Raw genomic sequence first — 15,522 nt, forward strand, 5'->3', positions numbered from 1 at the left:
AGAAAATCCCACCCGATAAAAGCGTTACCCCGATACCCGCTCTTTGACGTTCAGTTACAGTACTGAACGGGTAAACATTCAACTGCCGGGTGAGAACGGTATGAAGGACGTCAGCGTGGTGACCCATCCACCGAGCCTGAATCTGATATTACCCAATGCCAGTCTGTATAAAATCAATCCGGCGGTAGGTAGTCGCTATTTAATCGAAACCGACCCTCAATATACCCAACTTAAGCGCTGGCTGGGTTCGGACTATATGACCAGCCGCTTACAGGCTGACCCGAACAATATGCACAAACGTCTGGGGGATGGTTACTATGAGCAGCGGCTGATTAGCGACCAGATAATTAACCTAACCGGACAGCGCTTTTTAAACGGCTACGCCAATGACGAAGAGCAATATATGGCGCTGATGAACAGCGGCGTGGAGTTTGCTCAGAAGTATCATCTGTCATTAGGTATCGCGCTGACGCCAGAGCAGATGGCTAACCTGACTTCAGACATCGTCTGGCTGGTCAGCCGTGACGTGACCTTACCGGATGGCAGTATCCAAACGGTTCTGGTGCCGCAGGTGTATGCCATGATTAGGCCGCAGGATATTGACGGCAGCGGTGCGCTTTTGGCCGGTAAGCAGGTCAATTTGCAACTGACCGGTGATTTGGTCAATCAGGGGCGCATTCTGGCGGGGGATAAGCTGAATGTGCTGGCGCAGAATATTCAAAATCAGGGCGGTAGCATCAGCGGCAATAATGTGATGTTGCTGGCGAATAACGATATTAATAATATCGGTGGGTTGATGCAGGGCTTTGACAGCCTGAGGCTTCAGGCCGGGCATGATATTAACCTCATCACCACCACCACGCAGGGAGAAAAGGCGGGTCGCAATGGCTCTTCCCATACGGCTATCAATCAGGTGGCGGCCCTTGCGGTTAATAACGACAACGGCACATTACAGCTTTCGGCGGGTCACGATATTAATCTGACGGCGGCGCTGCTGAGCAACGCCGGTCAGAACAGTGATACGACCATCGAGGCGGGTCATAATCTGAATCTGAATACCGTGACGGAAGAGAAGCAGCGCAGTTATGTCTGGGATAAGGATAACTATCGTCACGAGGGAAGTTCACAGGATGTCGGGACCCAAATTACCGGTGGTGGCAATATCACACTGGCGGCGAAAAATGACGTCAATGCCAGAGCATCTCAGGTAGAGTCAGGCGGTCAACTGGCGGTTGTTGCCGGAAACGATATTAATATTATGGCAGGTCAGTCATCAGCGCATCTGGACGAGCATACTAAATCCAGTGGCAAAGGTGGTGGTGGTATGACTAAAGTCACCAATGAGTCGCACAGTAAGCTGGATTATCAGTATGCTGAAAGCAGTCGCTTTGACGGTAACAGTGTAGTGATGAATGCCGGTAATAACCTGTTGGTTCACGGAAGTGAAGTGATTGCCACCAATGACCTGACGCTGAAAGCGGGTAATAACCTGACCATCACCAGTGCACAGGAGACCAGTGATGAACGGCGGATGGAGCGTGAAACTAAGTCCGGCCTGATGGGCAGTGGGGGCATTGGCTTTACCGTTGGTAAGATAGATGAAAAATCCACCAATACTGTCCACGGTATCAGTAATGTAGGGAGTACCATTGGCAGCACTAACGGTAGTGTCAGTCTGAGCGCAGGAAATAATCTCGCGGTCAAAGGCTCAGACGTTGTCGCCCAGCAAGACATCAGCCTGACGGGTAAAAACGTCACCGTTGAGTCAGTGGAAAACCAGACCCACATTCAGGACAAGTACGAACGTACCCAGTCGGGCGTGACCGTTGCGCTGTCTGGTGCGGTGGGTGGTGCACTGAATGCGGCGGTGACCGAAGCGAAACAGGCGCAGGAAACTCACGACAGCAAAATCAAGGCGCTACAGGAAATTAAAGCGGCGCTGTCGGCGGTGCAGGCCGTACAGGCCGGGATGATGGACTTGCCCAAAGACAGCGAAGGGTTTGTGGGTATCAGTATTTCGGGCGGTGCTCAGCGTACTGAATCCACCACCGACACCAAGATACGGGCGGCGCAGGGTTCGACCATGGCGGCGGGGAATAATCTATCGATTACCGCCACCGGTAACGGTGAGAAAGGGGTGGATGGCGATATCACCCTTAAAGGCTCCGCCATCAATGCGGGGAATAATATGCTGCTTGACGCCAACCGGGACGTTAACCTGCTGGCGGCGGCGAACACCCAGAAAACCGACAGTGAGAACAAGAGCTACGGCGGTAACGCCGGGGTCAGTTTTGGTATTGGCGGGGGTAAAAACGGCCTGCGCTTCTTTGCCGATGCCAACTTTTCCCAGGGGAATATGCATGCAGACGGCCTGTACTGGACGGAGAGTCAGCTTGAGGCCGGTAATAACCTGACCATCATCAGCGGTCGGGATACCAATTTGATTGGTGCACTGGCGAAAGGGGATTCCGTCACGATGGACGTGGGTCGTGACCTGACCGTTCGTTCATTGCAGGACACCGACGATTACAGCTACGAGCAATACTCACTGAATATTGCCGGCAGCTACGGCACCGGTTTCGACGGCAGTCTGGGCTTCACCATGGACAAGATGGACAGCACGTGGGCCAGCGTGACTGAACAGAGCGGGATTTACGCGGGTCAAGGCGGTTATGACATTACCGTCGGTAAGCACACCCAGTTAGACGGGGCGGTGATTGCCTCGGAAGCCACGCCAGAACTGAACAATCTGGACACCGGCACGTTGGGTTGGAGCGATATCAAGAACCGAGCGGATTATGACGTCAGCCATGTGTCGATGAGTATCGGCTCGGGCGGTGGCGCACCGTTTGGATTCCCGGGCGTACCGGGTACACCTATCGTGGTGGCCTATGGTGACAGCGCCAGTAGCACGACTCATGCGGCGATAGCGGACGGCACGTTGACCATTCGTGACCAAAACAATCAGCAGCAGGACATCAGCCGTATCAGTCACGATACGGAGAATGCCGCCAATCCGCTGGATAAGATTTTTGATGCCGATGAGCAGATGCGTAATCTGGAAGCGATAGGTCTGGCGGGGCAGATAGTGTCGCAGGTGACGACTATTGCGACCAATATTGGGGTGAAGGCGGCGCAGGATGAGGCGAAGGCCAGCATGGAGGCGGCATCGAAAGACCCCGCTATTCAGGCACAGGCCAGAGAGAATTTAGCGAAGCAGGATATCGAAAACCCAACGCAGGAGCAGTTGAATAAAGCTACCTACGATGTGGTGTACCAGGCGGCCTATGAAGAGCAAATGAAGACTTACGGTACCGGCAGCAATGTTGGCCGAGCGATACAGGCAGCCGGTGCGGCACTGACGGTAGCGATGGGCGGTGGTAGTGCAGGGAATGCGGTGGCTGCGGCTTCTGCGCCGCTCTTAGCTCAGGGCGTGAAACGGTTGGCGGATGACAATTTCCCAGTGGATAAAGAACATCCGGATAACGCTAATCTGTTTGCCAAAGTTATCGGTCATGCCATCGTCGGTCTGGCGGTTGCGGAAGGTTCGGGCAATAGCGGTATGGCGGGTGCGTTAGGAGCCGCCAGCGGAGAGCTGATAGCGAAGACGATAGCGGAAGAATATTACAAAACCGATCCGGAAAAACTGACAGAAGCCCAGCGTCAATTTATTGCCAATATGACCTCAATCGCCACCGGCGTGGCGGCTGGTTTAGTGGCGGATAATACGGCAGATGCGGGGATGGCGGCTAGTGCGGCGTATAATTCTGCTACTAACAACTACCTTAGCCAGTCGGAAAAGACCGATCTTGATTTAGCGAAGCAGAAACTTAACGACCCGGATCCTTTAGTGCGTGAAAAAGCACGTCAGGATTACGACCAGTTGATGGAGAAAGATATTTCCAGCGATCAGGCCGTAATAGATGCCTGTGGTAATGGTCAGGCGGGAAGTGCAGGTTGTGCTAGTGCCAGACAGGATGCGGCAGCAGCGAGGGATAGCTATGAAACGGGTTCGTATAACTCTCAGGCCAAAAAACAGTATGCTGACGCTTATGGTCAAATTGTTAGCCTGTTAAATAGCACGACGGTAGATGCCGAGCATAAAGAGCAAGTTACCGATGGTCTGGCTCGTTACTTTATGGCGGTAACGGGCGTAGATTACGAGACAGCACGGGGTTATGCCGATACCAAGCAAGGTATGGATATTCTTGTTGCGTCTTTGGCGCTGAAAGATAACCTACAAGCCGCACATTCGTATCTGGCGGCAGAAGGGGCAGTATCACAGGCTAATGCAGCAAAAAGTGCGTCAAAAACTTCTTATAACTGGTCTTCAGGTGAGGGCGCGTTTAGTCCGAAATCAAACGGGAAAATTGTTGATGTTGAGTATCCCGGTGGTAAGTATGATGGTAATTCATTGCCTTATGGTAAGACTCCGGTAATAGAAGAAAAAGGTAATGAGATTGTCACTTTTTACCATGGTGCTAGTAGCGAAAATGCTTCACTAATTAAAACAAACGGAATTAATCTTTCTGCTGGTAATCCTCAGGCCGATTTTGGTAGAGGTTTTTATATGACTACTTCAAAAGAAGAAGCATTGATGTCTGCGGGGAGAATTTTCAAGGGCGCAGGAGTATATGATGTTGTTGAATTTAATGTACCAATTCAGGAAATAAAAACGTTATCTGCGCTTGAGTTCAAATCTGCAAATGAAACATGGCAAGACTTTGTGAGATTTCATAAAGAAAATGGCCCAGATGAGCTTTTGCACGCTGGAAAACCTTATGATTTAGTTACTGGGCCATTATTTCGACGTGAATCTAAAGGGGGGGCGATACCATGGGATAATCGACTTCCACAAACTAGTATTCATACAGAAAAAGCTGTTGATCTTTTTAATATTTATATGAATAAGGACAAATGATGAAGCCAATGTTACCTACGGATGATGACACAAATATATTTTTTGACAAAGTAGTCTTCTTATTACAAGATAACTTTGGATATTCTGAAGTTATGGCGTCAAATTTAGTTCATGAATATTATGAATTTTTTAGAGATGCAGAGTCATGTGATAGTATCAATGTGCCTGTACAAGATGATGATTTCTTTTTCCATGAAAGTGCTCGTGGAATGGCGTTAAGAATTTATTATTATCTGGTATTAAAAGCGGATCCTGATCCTCATGCTTTTATGAAATGGCGAGCATCATTGTGGCGGTCTAAAAATTAAATCTAATTGAAGATAATATATGGCTGTACTTATTGAAGGTATATCAGTAGTCATCCGTTGTGAGCAAATCGTTAAAGCTTACTACGGGGGAGTTAATGCCTTTGCCAGTGAAGTACCTAATGGTTCTTTACGAGCAGATGGAAAACTAGCCTGTGTAACATTTATGACACCAGATGACGTACAAAAATATGTTAGTCATTTGGAGCAACGAGGTTTGGTCTATCTTAATTCAAAAGCAGCTATCGACTTAGTTGTTGTTGATCAAAGAGCTGGATTATGTGCGCCTTGTGATTGGGTCGTGTTTGGGCAGAGTTATTGGAACAATGATTCAAATAAACCCATTTCTATATGTTCAACAAGTGTTAATGAAGCTCAAAAAGTTGTGGTTCCAAACGGATGGGTATTTGAAAAATCTTTAAGTGCAAGAATGATATTTATTGAAAATGGAAAGGTGCCGACAAATCTTAAATTGATAACTCAGGAAAACGGAGTTGATGTTTACCAAGATAGCGAGACTGGTGAAAAGTTCTATGTTGGGCGCGTTTTTCAATCTACAGATGAAGATTTTTAATTTCGACTTTTAAATAATATGTATGAATTAAAATCATATTTTTAATGTCCTGGTTATTAACTAGGACATTTATTTTTTAAGTATCAAAGATTAACCACTACTCCGATCGCCATCCTTCCCGCTCATTAGTAACTGTCGCCACTTGTCCGGTCTTAATCCCACAATTTTTATAGCTAGTTACCGCTGATTTTAAGCTGTGAACTTGTCCGAGTTTTACCGCCATTGGGAGCATATTCCATGGTGTAATTACCAGGTTGTAGTTGTTTTACTTTAACTGTTTGTTGTGGCCTATGGTGACAGCGCCAGTAGCACGACCCATGCGGCGATAGCGGATGGCACGTTGACCATTTGTGACACCGACCAGCAAAAACAAGACATCAGCCGTATTAGTCACGATACGGAGAATGCCGCCAATCCGCGGGATAAGATTTTTGATGCCGATGAGCAGATGCGAAATCTGGAAGCGATAGGTCTGGCGGGGCAGATAGTGTCGCAGGTGACAACCATTGCGACCAATATTGGGGTGATGAACGCACAGGATCAAGCCCGTGCCGAAGCAGATGCCAATAAGGATGCCGCTTCTAAAGACCCGGCCATCGTTGCACAGGCGAGAGCGGATTTAGCTAAAGCCGGTAATGAGAACCCAACGCAGGAAGATTTAAACAAAGCGACCTACGCGGTTATCTATCAGGCTTCTTATGACAAATTCTACGAAAAGGAAATGGAGTTCTACGGCACCGGCAGCAATGTTGGCCGAGCGATACAGGCAGCCGGTGCAGCGCTGACGGTAGCGATAGGCGGTGGTAGTGCGGGGAACGCCGCCGCGGCGGCTTCGGCCCCGTTACTGGCTCAGGGCGTGAAGAAACTGGCGGATACGAATTTCCCGATAGACGAGGAACATCCGAACAATGCGAACCTGTTCGCGAAAGTGATAGGTCATGCGATTGTTGGTCTGGCGGTAGCTGAGGGTTCGGGTAATAATGGCCTGTCTGGTGCGTTAGGTGCGGCCAGCGGTGAGCTGATAGCGAAGACGATAGCGGAAGATCTGTATCATAAGAAGACTGATGACCTGACCGAAGCCGAACGTCAGTTTATTGCTAATATGACCTCAATCGCCACCGGCGTGGCGGCTGGTTTAGTGGCTGATAATACCGCAGATGCGGGAACGGCTGCGGCGGCTGCGTATAATTCTTCTGTTAATAATTACCTTAGCCCATCAAAATCAGATGCGCTGACAAAAGCACTTGAGGAGCAAAAGGCCGGTGAAAACCTAGTTAAGGCCTCCACTGATATTGTGCAACTGATGGATGAAGACAAGTATACCAATGGTTTGGTACACAAGCTCCAGCAAGGTCAGGAACTGACGGAAAGTGAAAGGCAATCGTTGGCAGGTTCATTAAATGAGTATGGATTAGATCTTCAGCTCAATTACGGTTATACAAAAGAGCAGGCAGCGGCGGCAATACAAAGTATCCTGACGGGTAATTCATTCTTTGCACCGCCAACAGATGTTGGGGCTTATAATGAAGCATACCGTTATTTGGCAAGAGCAGGCTCTACCAATAGTCTGGCAAAAATAGGTAATGACGTACTTTTGGGATTATCGGGAGCACCGGGGAAAACGGGGGCCATAGCACGTTATGCACTGGAAGCCGGTGGAGCTTATCAGGTGGGGTATGGTGTTGGAGAACTCTCTGATGGTCATTATGGTGCAGGGGCTTGGGATATTGGGTTAGGACTTACGACTTTCTCTGGTAGTGTGGCATACGGGATGAAGGTAAATGCTATTTCTCCTGATAGCCTTGTTTTTCGTGCTAACCAAGCTGAACATCTGGCAACTTTAGATGGTTTTACACAAAAAAGCGGTATCGGCGGGGCACATAACGCAATAGCTTTTTATGAGGTTGTGAATCAATATAATGTAAAAATTCTTCCAGGAACACGTACTATTGCTCCTGGAATCTCTGAAGTCAAATATCAAGTACCAGCTAAACATCCCCAAACAGGTGAAATTACTGGTTATAAAGCCAAAGTTGAAACGAAAACTATTTATGATCCTAATATTTATTCAGATCAGACAATATTAGAACTAGGAAAACAAGCAGCCGCCAGTGGTTATAAAAATGCTAGGTCCAAGGGACAACAAGCGTATGATGCTAAAGCAGGCGGTATTACATTCAGGGTATATCTGGATAAGAAGACAGGTAAAGTTACTAACTTCCATCCTAAATAGGAATGATTTCAGATGAATAAAGAGTTATTTGGACAGCCATACAGTGATACAGATCCATATTGGATTGTGAAATCTTATTTTGACAGAATGTATAATGATGACAAATTTCTAGAAGCAATAGAACTATTAACTAGGAGATGGACATTAAATGTTGATGGTGCATATTGTAATTTCCCTGATATGGATAGTTATGATGAAGAAGATCATTTCGATGGCGTCGAGTTTGCTTATGGCTATCCACCAGAGGAAGACGATATAGTTATAGTAAGTGAAGAGATCTGCTATAAATATGTCAGACTGGCCTGTGAAAAATATCTCCAGCTACATCCGAAAGATACTGAAAAAGTTAATACTCTACTGGCTAAAATGCCGTAATAAAAAGCTCCCGACTATATATTTTGGTCGGGAGCTTTGTTTTAACCGTCAGCTAGTAATATCTGCCTCAATCACCATCCGCCCCCGCTCAGTGGTCACGGTCACCGCCTGCCCGGGGGTAAATCCTAATGCTTCCAGCCATTTACCGCTGATTTTAAGTTGTGGGCTGGGTTGAGTCTTACCGCCATTGGGGACATATCCCACGGTGTAATGACGGGGTTGTGGTAGTTTTGCTTTAACCGTCTGTTTTGATTTACAATCGCTTTTAGCCATAGTAACTGACCTCATCTCTGTCCAAGTTGCTTGTGGTTAGCGGTTGTAGTGAGCTGTGAACTCACTTCAACCGTGCTCTATTTTTGTCTAACTAATACTTCTGTTAGTAAATCTATTAATGCAGTATCCAGACGTATATCTGGGTATTTGTACATTATTGTTTTTGCTACTTTCTGAATATACACTGGTATATACCATTTCTATTATCATTATGGGTATATACATTGTCAATACCGGATAAGCGTTCTCCTCAATTCCCTATGCGCCTGAGTGCAGAGTTTCGCGATCAACTTGAAGCTGAAATGAAAAAAGACGGTGATACATCACTGGCAACATGGATAAAGCGAATTTTACGTAAAGAGCTTCAATCAAGAGGTATTGAGCCAAAAGGTTGAACGAGCCTGTAATTTAATTTGAGCTTAATGTTGGAGGGCTAAGTATCACTTTTGTAAACTAAAAGCCTTAATGTTTGTATACCTAATGGCACCTTATCAAAAAGGTCGGGTGTTATTTTGTAGTTCCTTTGCTTTACCTGCTTTGCGACTCACACATCGACTTTAACTATAAAAATTAAATGTGGACTATGGTGACAGCGCCAGTAGCACGACCCATGCGGCGATAGCGGATGGTACGTTGACCATTCGTGACCAGAGCAATCAGCAGCAGGATATTGCGAAACTCAGCAATGACACGGCTAACGCAGCCAATCCGCTGGATAAGATTTTTGATGCCGATGAGCAGATGCGTAATCTGGAAGCGATAGGTCTGGCGGGGCAGATAGTGTCGCAGGTGACGACCATTGCGACCAATATTGGGGTGAAGGCGGCGCAGGATGAGGCACATGCTAAGGCGGATGCTCAGAAAGACTCAGCGGCAAATGACCCGGCTATCATCGCGCAGGCGCGAGAAAATCTGAAGAACAGTGGCAACGAGAATCCAACGCAAGAAGATTTAAACAAAGCCACCTATGACGTGGTGTATCAGGCTGAGTTTAAGATTGCCAATGAAAAGATATATGTGGATAAAGCTACAGGGACAGTAAGAAGCTTTCATCCTAATTGAGGTCTAATATGAGAAAAGAGCTATTTAGCCAATATGATGTTGATTCAGGATTAAATTTGATCGTTGTATCTTATTTTGATCGTATGTATAGCGATGGTGATTTTTTAAGAGCAATCGAGCTATTATCTCAAAAAGGTGCACTGAATACTGATGGCGCGTATTGTCACTTTCCTGATATGGATAGTTATGATGAAGAGGAACACTTTGAAGGTGTTGAATTTGCTATTGGTTATCCACCAGAAGAAGACGAGATAGTTATAGTAAGTGAAGAGACCTGCTATAAATATGTCAGACTAGCTTGTGAAAAATATCTCCAGCTACATCCGGAAGATATCGAAAAAGTTAATACTCTACTGGCTAAAATGCCGTAATAAAAAGCTCCCGACTATATATTTTGGTCGGGAGCTTTGTTTTAACCGTCTGCTAGTAATATCCGCCTCAATCACCATCCGCCCCCGCTCAGTGGTCACGGTCACCGCCTGCTCGGGGGTAAACCCTAACAAATCCGGACGATTGCTTATTTATCTATTTCACACCCATCTATATAAAATTCCCCAAGCTAAATATAGAAAATCCCACCCGATAAAAGCGTTACCCCGATACCCGCTCTTTGACGTTCAGTTACCATGTAAGCACACCCATTTTAGTACCACATATTTTTTGAGATTTCTGGGTTTTCAGCCATCAGCCGATATTCTTCCGGTGTTAAGTTATTCAAGGACAGATCATATTTATTCTGATTTTGAGGAGTATCAAGGGCCACCCGATACACTCTATGAAATGACGGTTTAGCTAATGTCTGCAATCCCGACCGGTTCACAAACTGGCTGGGAATTTAGTTTTAACGTCAGAAACAATTATGCCTATGATCGTGGGCTCTACTTTTTTGATAACTTATTGTTTGACATGGAAGTTAATTTAATATTAATTACCTCGTTCTGGTTTTTTAGAATAGCTATTTCTAATTTATGGATTAATTGAAATTTAATATTAAAGGAACGTCATGAATAAAATTCTTATGGGTTGTCTTGTTGGCTGTGGCTTAGTTTTGACTAATGTAGCTTCAGCGGACTCACAAACGGTATCTGCTGGTTATGCTCAAAGTAAAGTGCAGGATTATAAAAATATTAATGGTTTTAACCTGCAATATCGGTATGAGTGGGATTCTCCGGTTAGTTTAGTCAGCTCATTTACTTATATGAGCGGTAGCGACAGTAACTCATATCATGACTATGCTGGCGATTTATATAAAAATAACCTTGATATAAAGTATTATTCTTTATTGGTAGGGCCTGCTTATCGTTTGAATTCTTATATCAGTTTATATGGTGTTGTTGGGGCTTCTTATACTAAATCCGATGGTTCTTATGAATGGTATAATAGTGTAGGGGCTGATGAAGATGATGGGCACAGTAAGGGAAGTCTATCTAAAAATTCAACAGCGTTTGCTTACGGTACTGGCGTAATCATTAATCCAACAGATTATTTATCTTTCAACGTAGGCTATGAAGGTTCAACACTGGATCTGTCGGGTAGTCATGGAATTAATGGATTTAATGTAGGCGTTGGTTATAAATTCTAAAATTTATAGGTTAAAAGTTATATTTTAAATAATGCATGATTAGGTATTTTAGAAATTGGTGGCCTAATCATTCGGGTTAGCTGCATGAATTTAATAATATACAATTTACTTTGAAGGGCTTCAAATTTACCGGGTTAGTTTGACTCAGTTAAGTTTGAAGCCCTCTGATAGCAAATGCGGAAAAAGGGTTGTTGCGCTGTCCATCTGTAAGTCAGATTGAGGAAATAAAGAAGATAAAACTATCGATTCCTCCAAAGCAAAAAAGAAAAAATAATAATGAAAACAGAAAATATAAATTATTTACTAAGTGCATATTTCCATCAGGATTGGCGATGTGAGGCTCAAAATGATGATGAAATCATCATGCATTTTAAAAAAGCAGAAACTCAGCAGACTATTAATGAGTTGAAAGAGGAGCTAAATAGTCTATTAGCAAGTAATCAAGAATTAACACGAGAATTTATTATTGAAAATGATGGGTACTATAATCCTGAGTATGGCGGATTAACTATCAGAGAATGGCTGGCGAGATTATTACAGCTCCTAAATTGAAACCCAAAAGATCCAAATCTCGACTGGGCTCTCCCTTTAGGCTTCAGACATTAATTCCCACCTCAATCCTCAATAAACCTTGCCGGAATCCCACCACTCAACCAAACCCCATTCTCCGCCCGATGAAACACCAACCCCTGCTGGTACATTTCCAGTGCTCTAATTTTCAGCACTACAGGTTTACCGTGACGTTGCCCGACGGCCACTGCCGTAGCTTCATCCGCAGACAGATGCACATACTGACGTGACCCCGCAACCAGTCCCTGCTCACGAATAGCATCCAGAAAACGGGTTGCCGTCCCATGATATAAAAACTCAGGCGGGACTTTCTCTTCATAGCGGATATCAACTTGTGATGATGAGTGCCCCTGAACCGCCCGAATACGCAGGCCGTCTTCTGAAATGGCAAATCGTTTTTTATCGCTGGTTTCAACCACTGATTGAATCAACGTCAGATCGAGATGTTGACTGTCTTTAGCGGCACAGGCAATCAAAGTATTGATGTCAGCCCATCCTTCACTATCCAGCGTTAATCCGATAGCCTCTGGCTGATGGCGTAAAACGTAACTTAAAAACTTACTGATTCCTGCGTGTTGCTTATCCATCTATTCTTTATCCCAAAATTCCCGTTTCAACCCATTTGTTTTGCTTCATATAATGCCAAAATCGACTCGGCAAATTCATCATCGATGGTATAGAAATAACACTCTGGTACGTTAAGCACTTTTGCAATAGCGCACATCATTTCAAATGGCGGGCGGTAAGTTCCACTTTCATACTGAGAAACCCGTGAACGAGCAGTAGATTCATCAATCCCTGCCATGACTCCCAGTTTTTCTTGAGTTAGATGAGCTTTTTTTCTGGCTGCCTTTAGGCGTTTTGGGAGCATGACATCAACCATCAATTAAACACATTGACGATATGTTTAGCATCCCTTAACATTCGGGTTGTTTAGAATAACTGAACAAAATCTGTAAATTGTTTCAGATAAAAAGGACATACAAGGTTAATCAAATGGTTAAACAACACATGCTGCAACAATTTGTTGTAATTGAACGAGTAAGTTACCGGCATCGAGCTGATTTTGGCCTAAAGCTGCTGGCAGTGACTGATTCACCCGAAGGTGCTGAAGAACTTGTTCAACAGCTTAGGCAATCCTATAAACAGAACGAACACAACCTGATCAGCTTTCTCTATTTAAAAGTAGATAATACTTTGCTTGAACAACGATTAGGGGTTGTTTAACCATAGGAAAAGGCATTCAGCACTCGTTATAGCAGGGCCTGCATCTCACCTAAAATCTGCTCGCACCAGTTTTCAATGCGTTCATCGCTGGCGTCATACTGAACCACGTCATCCAACGCTAGTCCTACAAACTGACTGCCATCCGGCGTGACGGCCCGTTGGCTGGTAAAGTTATAGCCCTCGGTTGACCAGTAGCCGATAAACTTAACTCCCATGGGTTTAAGATGGTCGTGCAACATGCCCAGTGCATCCAGAAACCATTCACTGTAACCGTCTTGATCGCCCATGCCGTAAAGCGCCACGATTTTACCGTGCAGGTTAACGCGCTCTAGCGCTCCCCAGGCTTTATCCCAGTCTTCTTGCAGTTCGCCAAAGTCCCAGGTGGGAATGCCCATAATCAGTATCGGGTACTGTTCCATCAGGGTAACCGGATCGTCTTTAACGTTATGTAGAACCACTAAATCTTCACCGAGAATGTCACGGATTTTTTCTGCCGCCATTTCGGTATAACAGGTACTTGAACCATAAAACAGGCCGATCTTCATGGTGTATGTCGCTTTATTACGGGTAGAAGTTTAGGGGGAAGTATACCAGATAGGGTATTATCAGACATAATTAAGCAAAAGGCAGTGTGAGCGAAGGAGGAAAGGTGGCGCAGGATAACACAATTCTGATTGAACAATTTCTGGATGCGCTCTGGCTGGAACGCAATCTGGCAGAGAATACGCTGGCATCTTATCGTCTGGATTTGCGGACATTGAGCGAATGGCTACTGGCCCACGACCTGACGCTGGAAAATACGCAGGCGTTGGATCTGCAATCGTTTCTGGCAGATAGGGTAGACGGTGGATACAAGGCGACCAGTTCTGCGCGTATGTTGAGTGCCATGCGGCGGCTGTTTCAGTATCTGTATCGTGAGAAAATCCGCAGCGACGACCCCTCTGCTTTGCTTTCTTCGCCTAAACTACCACAGCGATTGCCTAAAGATTTAACCGAATCTCAGGTAGAATCTCTGCTGCAAACGCCTTGCATTGAAGAACCCATTGAACTGCGCGATAAAGCCATGCTGGAAGTATTGTATGCCACCGGGCTGCGGGTATCTGAACTGGTAGGGCTGACTATCAGTGATGTCAGCCTGCGTCAGGGGGTGGTGCGGGCCATTGGTAAAGGTGATAAAGAACGTCTGGTTCCCTTGGGGGAAGAGGCGGTTTACTGGCTTGAACAATATATTCAGTATAGTCGACCATGGTTGATCAATGGCGGTACACTGGATATCCTGTTCCCCAGTAAACGCGGGCAGAAAATGACCCGCCAGACATTCTGGTACCGGATTAAATATTATGCGGTGCTGGCCGGCATCGACAGTGAGGCGCTTTCGCCCCATGTATTGCGCCATGCATTTGCGACACATTTATTGAACCATGGTGCAGATTTGCGTGTCGTACAGATGTTATTAGGCCACAGCGATCTGTCGACTACCCAGATTTATACTCATGTAGCAACCGAGCGGTTGAAACAGTTACACCAACAGCACCATCCCCGGGCCTGACCAGATGGGCTGGACTGATACTCCAAAGGAAAAATGATGAAAAAAGGTTTATTGCTATTAACGCTGGCGCTGACAGCATTCACTTCTGTTGCTAAAGCGGATGATGCGGCGATTAAGCAAGCTCTGCAACAGAAGCTTGGCGCTACTCAGATAGAGATTCTGCCATCCCCTATTGCTGGGGTGCAGACCGTTCTGACTGAGGGGGGCGTTCTTTATGTTTCCAGCGATGGTAAACATGTTCTGCAAGGACCTTTATATGACATCAGTGGGCCGGCGCCGGTTAATGTCACTTCCGATCAGTTAGGGCCAATTCTGTCTAAGCGTATGGAAGCCCTGAAAAATGAGATGATCATTTATAAAGCACCGCAGGAAAAATACGTGGTTACCGTATTTACCGATATCACCTGTGGTTACTGCACCAAGTTACATAAAGAAATGGCCGGTTATAATGAATTAGGAATTACCATTCGTTATCTGGCTTATCCACGTCAGGGCGTTGAATCCGATGCAGAGAAGAAAATGGCTTCCATTTGGTGTGCGTCCGATCGTATGACTGCATTTGATGATGCTATGGCTGGTAAAGCGGTAAAACCTGCCAAGTGCGATATCAACATTAAGCGTCATTATGAACTGGGTTCTCTGTTCGGTATTCAGGGAACGCCGGCTATCGTGGTAGATGGCGCAACCGTACTTTCTGGCTATAGCGCACCTAGCGAGCTGAAAGCGACGCTGGATGCCTATGTTGCCCATAAAAACGGTGTAAAAGTTAACTAATTCTTCCGTTCGTTGCCCACAGCAGGTGGTTGACTGCTGTGGGTAATTCGCTTTGCGTTCCGCTGTAAACATCAGGT

Annotated in this window: 17 protein-coding genes and 1 pseudogene; 13 read left to right on the forward strand and 5 right to left on the reverse strand. The window is 45.6% G+C overall.

Annotated features, from left to right (window positions below; genetic code table 11):
* The first annotated feature begins 100 nt into the window (after window positions 1-100).
* From HYN51_RS02685 to cdiI (HYN51_RS02705), 5 genes are all read left to right on the forward strand, one after another.
* A complete protein-coding gene (locus HYN51_RS02685) occupies window positions 101-4,921 on the forward strand; it encodes a hemagglutinin repeat-containing protein (RefSeq protein WP_108901429.1) in 4,821 nt (1,606 codons plus the stop codon).
* Window positions 4,918-5,229 carry a hypothetical protein gene (locus tag HYN51_RS02690; protein WP_157952965.1) on the forward strand — a complete coding sequence of 104 codons (312 nt, stop codon included), beginning with the start codon at window positions 4,918-4,920 and terminating at the stop codon, window positions 5,227-5,229. The genes HYN51_RS02685 and HYN51_RS02690 overlap by 4 nt, the downstream gene beginning before the upstream one ends.
* Before the next feature lie 19 nt (window positions 5,230-5,248).
* The gene (locus HYN51_RS02695) at window positions 5,249-5,800 is read left to right on the forward strand and encodes a hypothetical protein (protein ID WP_108901431.1); all 552 of its coding nucleotides are present in this window, start codon (window positions 5,249-5,251) and stop codon (window positions 5,798-5,800) included.
* A gap of 283 nt (window positions 5,801-6,083) precedes the next feature.
* Window positions 6,084-8,033, forward strand: coding sequence for a VENN motif pre-toxin domain-containing protein (locus HYN51_RS02700; RefSeq protein ID WP_108901432.1), 1,950 nt, complete (start codon window positions 6,084-6,086; stop codon window positions 8,031-8,033).
* 12 nt (window positions 8,034-8,045) lie between these two features.
* On the forward strand, window positions 8,046-8,408 hold the full coding sequence (gene cdiI, locus HYN51_RS02705; RefSeq protein ID WP_108901433.1) for a ribonuclease toxin immunity protein CdiI: 363 nt from the start codon (window positions 8,046-8,048) through the stop codon (window positions 8,406-8,408).
* Between the two features lie 48 nt (window positions 8,409-8,456).
* Here the strand turns inward: cdiI (HYN51_RS02705) and HYN51_RS02710 are convergent, their stop codons facing one another.
* Window positions 8,457-8,681 (reverse strand): SymE family type I addiction module toxin, encoded by a 225-nt coding sequence (locus HYN51_RS02710; RefSeq protein ID WP_108901427.1) that lies wholly within the window; start codon window positions 8,679-8,681, stop codon window positions 8,457-8,459.
* 224 nt (window positions 8,682-8,905) lie between these two features.
* Here HYN51_RS02710 and HYN51_RS16270 point away from each other — a divergent pair, with 224 nt between their 5' ends.
* The 3 genes from HYN51_RS16270 (at window position 8,906) to cdiI (HYN51_RS02720) (ending at window position 10,114) form a co-directional block, all read left to right on the forward strand.
* Window positions 8,906-9,076, forward strand: coding sequence for a hypothetical protein (locus HYN51_RS16270; protein WP_157952964.1), 171 nt, complete (start codon window positions 8,906-8,908; stop codon window positions 9,074-9,076).
* 181 nt (window positions 9,077-9,257) lie between these two features.
* Window positions 9,258-9,743 (forward strand): hypothetical protein, encoded by a 486-nt coding sequence (locus HYN51_RS02715; protein WP_108901434.1) that lies wholly within the window; start codon window positions 9,258-9,260, stop codon window positions 9,741-9,743.
* A gap of 8 nt (window positions 9,744-9,751) precedes the next feature.
* The gene (gene cdiI, locus HYN51_RS02720) at window positions 9,752-10,114 is read left to right on the forward strand and encodes a ribonuclease toxin immunity protein CdiI (RefSeq protein ID WP_108901435.1); all 363 of its coding nucleotides are present in this window, start codon (window positions 9,752-9,754) and stop codon (window positions 10,112-10,114) included.
* A 272-nt stretch (window positions 10,115-10,386) separates the two neighbouring features.
* Here the strand turns inward: cdiI (HYN51_RS02720) and HYN51_RS16775 are convergent.
* Window positions 10,387-10,467: pseudogene (locus HYN51_RS16775) on the reverse strand (integrase); the annotation flags it as partial.
* A 279-nt stretch (window positions 10,468-10,746) separates the two neighbouring features.
* Here HYN51_RS16775 and HYN51_RS02730 point away from each other — a divergent pair.
* A complete protein-coding gene (locus HYN51_RS02730) occupies window positions 10,747-11,325 on the forward strand; it encodes an Ail/Lom family outer membrane beta-barrel protein (RefSeq protein ID WP_108901437.1) in 579 nt (192 codons plus the stop codon).
* Between the two features lie 276 nt (window positions 11,326-11,601).
* Window positions 11,602-11,877: a contact-dependent growth inhibition system immunity protein gene (locus tag HYN51_RS02735; protein ID WP_108901438.1), complete on the forward strand. Its 276-nt coding sequence runs from the start codon at window positions 11,602-11,604 to the stop codon at window positions 11,875-11,877.
* Between the two features lie 62 nt (window positions 11,878-11,939).
* Here the strand turns inward: HYN51_RS02735 and HYN51_RS02740 are convergent, their stop codons facing one another.
* The gene (locus HYN51_RS02740; RefSeq protein ID WP_108901439.1) at window positions 11,940-12,482 is read right to left on the reverse strand and encodes an RNA 2'-phosphotransferase; all 543 of its coding nucleotides are present in this window, start codon (window positions 12,480-12,482) and stop codon (window positions 11,940-11,942) included.
* 26 nt (window positions 12,483-12,508) lie between these two features.
* Complete coding sequence (locus tag HYN51_RS02745; protein ID WP_108902133.1) at window positions 12,509-12,766, reverse strand: helix-turn-helix domain-containing protein; 258 nt, start codon at window positions 12,764-12,766, stop codon at window positions 12,509-12,511.
* 125 nt (window positions 12,767-12,891) lie between these two features.
* Here HYN51_RS02745 and HYN51_RS02750 point away from each other — a divergent pair, with 125 nt between their 5' ends.
* Complete coding sequence (locus HYN51_RS02750) at window positions 12,892-13,122, forward strand: hypothetical protein (protein WP_108901440.1); 231 nt, start codon at window positions 12,892-12,894, stop codon at window positions 13,120-13,122.
* Between the two features lie 26 nt (window positions 13,123-13,148).
* On the opposite strand, the gene fldB is transcribed toward HYN51_RS02750, so the two are convergent.
* Window positions 13,149-13,667, reverse strand: a complete 519-nt coding sequence (gene fldB, locus HYN51_RS02755) for a flavodoxin FldB (RefSeq protein ID WP_108901441.1) — start codon at window positions 13,665-13,667, stop codon at window positions 13,149-13,151.
* Window positions 13,668-13,771: 104 nt separating this feature from the next.
* Here fldB and xerD point away from each other — a divergent pair, with 104 nt between their 5' ends.
* Both xerD and dsbC read left to right on the forward strand, forming a co-directional pair.
* Window positions 13,772-14,671, forward strand: coding sequence for a site-specific tyrosine recombinase XerD (gene xerD, locus HYN51_RS02760; protein ID WP_108901442.1), 900 nt, complete (start codon window positions 13,772-13,774; stop codon window positions 14,669-14,671).
* A 36-nt stretch (window positions 14,672-14,707) separates the two neighbouring features.
* Window positions 14,708-15,445: a bifunctional protein-disulfide isomerase/oxidoreductase DsbC gene (gene dsbC / locus HYN51_RS02765; protein ID WP_108901443.1), complete on the forward strand. Its 738-nt coding sequence runs from the start codon at window positions 14,708-14,710 to the stop codon at window positions 15,443-15,445.
* The last annotated feature ends 77 nt before the right edge of the window (window positions 15,446-15,522 follow it).

Source organism: Limnobaculum parvum (assembly GCF_003096015.2).
GTDB lineage: Bacteria > Pseudomonadota > Gammaproteobacteria > Enterobacterales > Enterobacteriaceae > Limnobaculum > Limnobaculum parvum.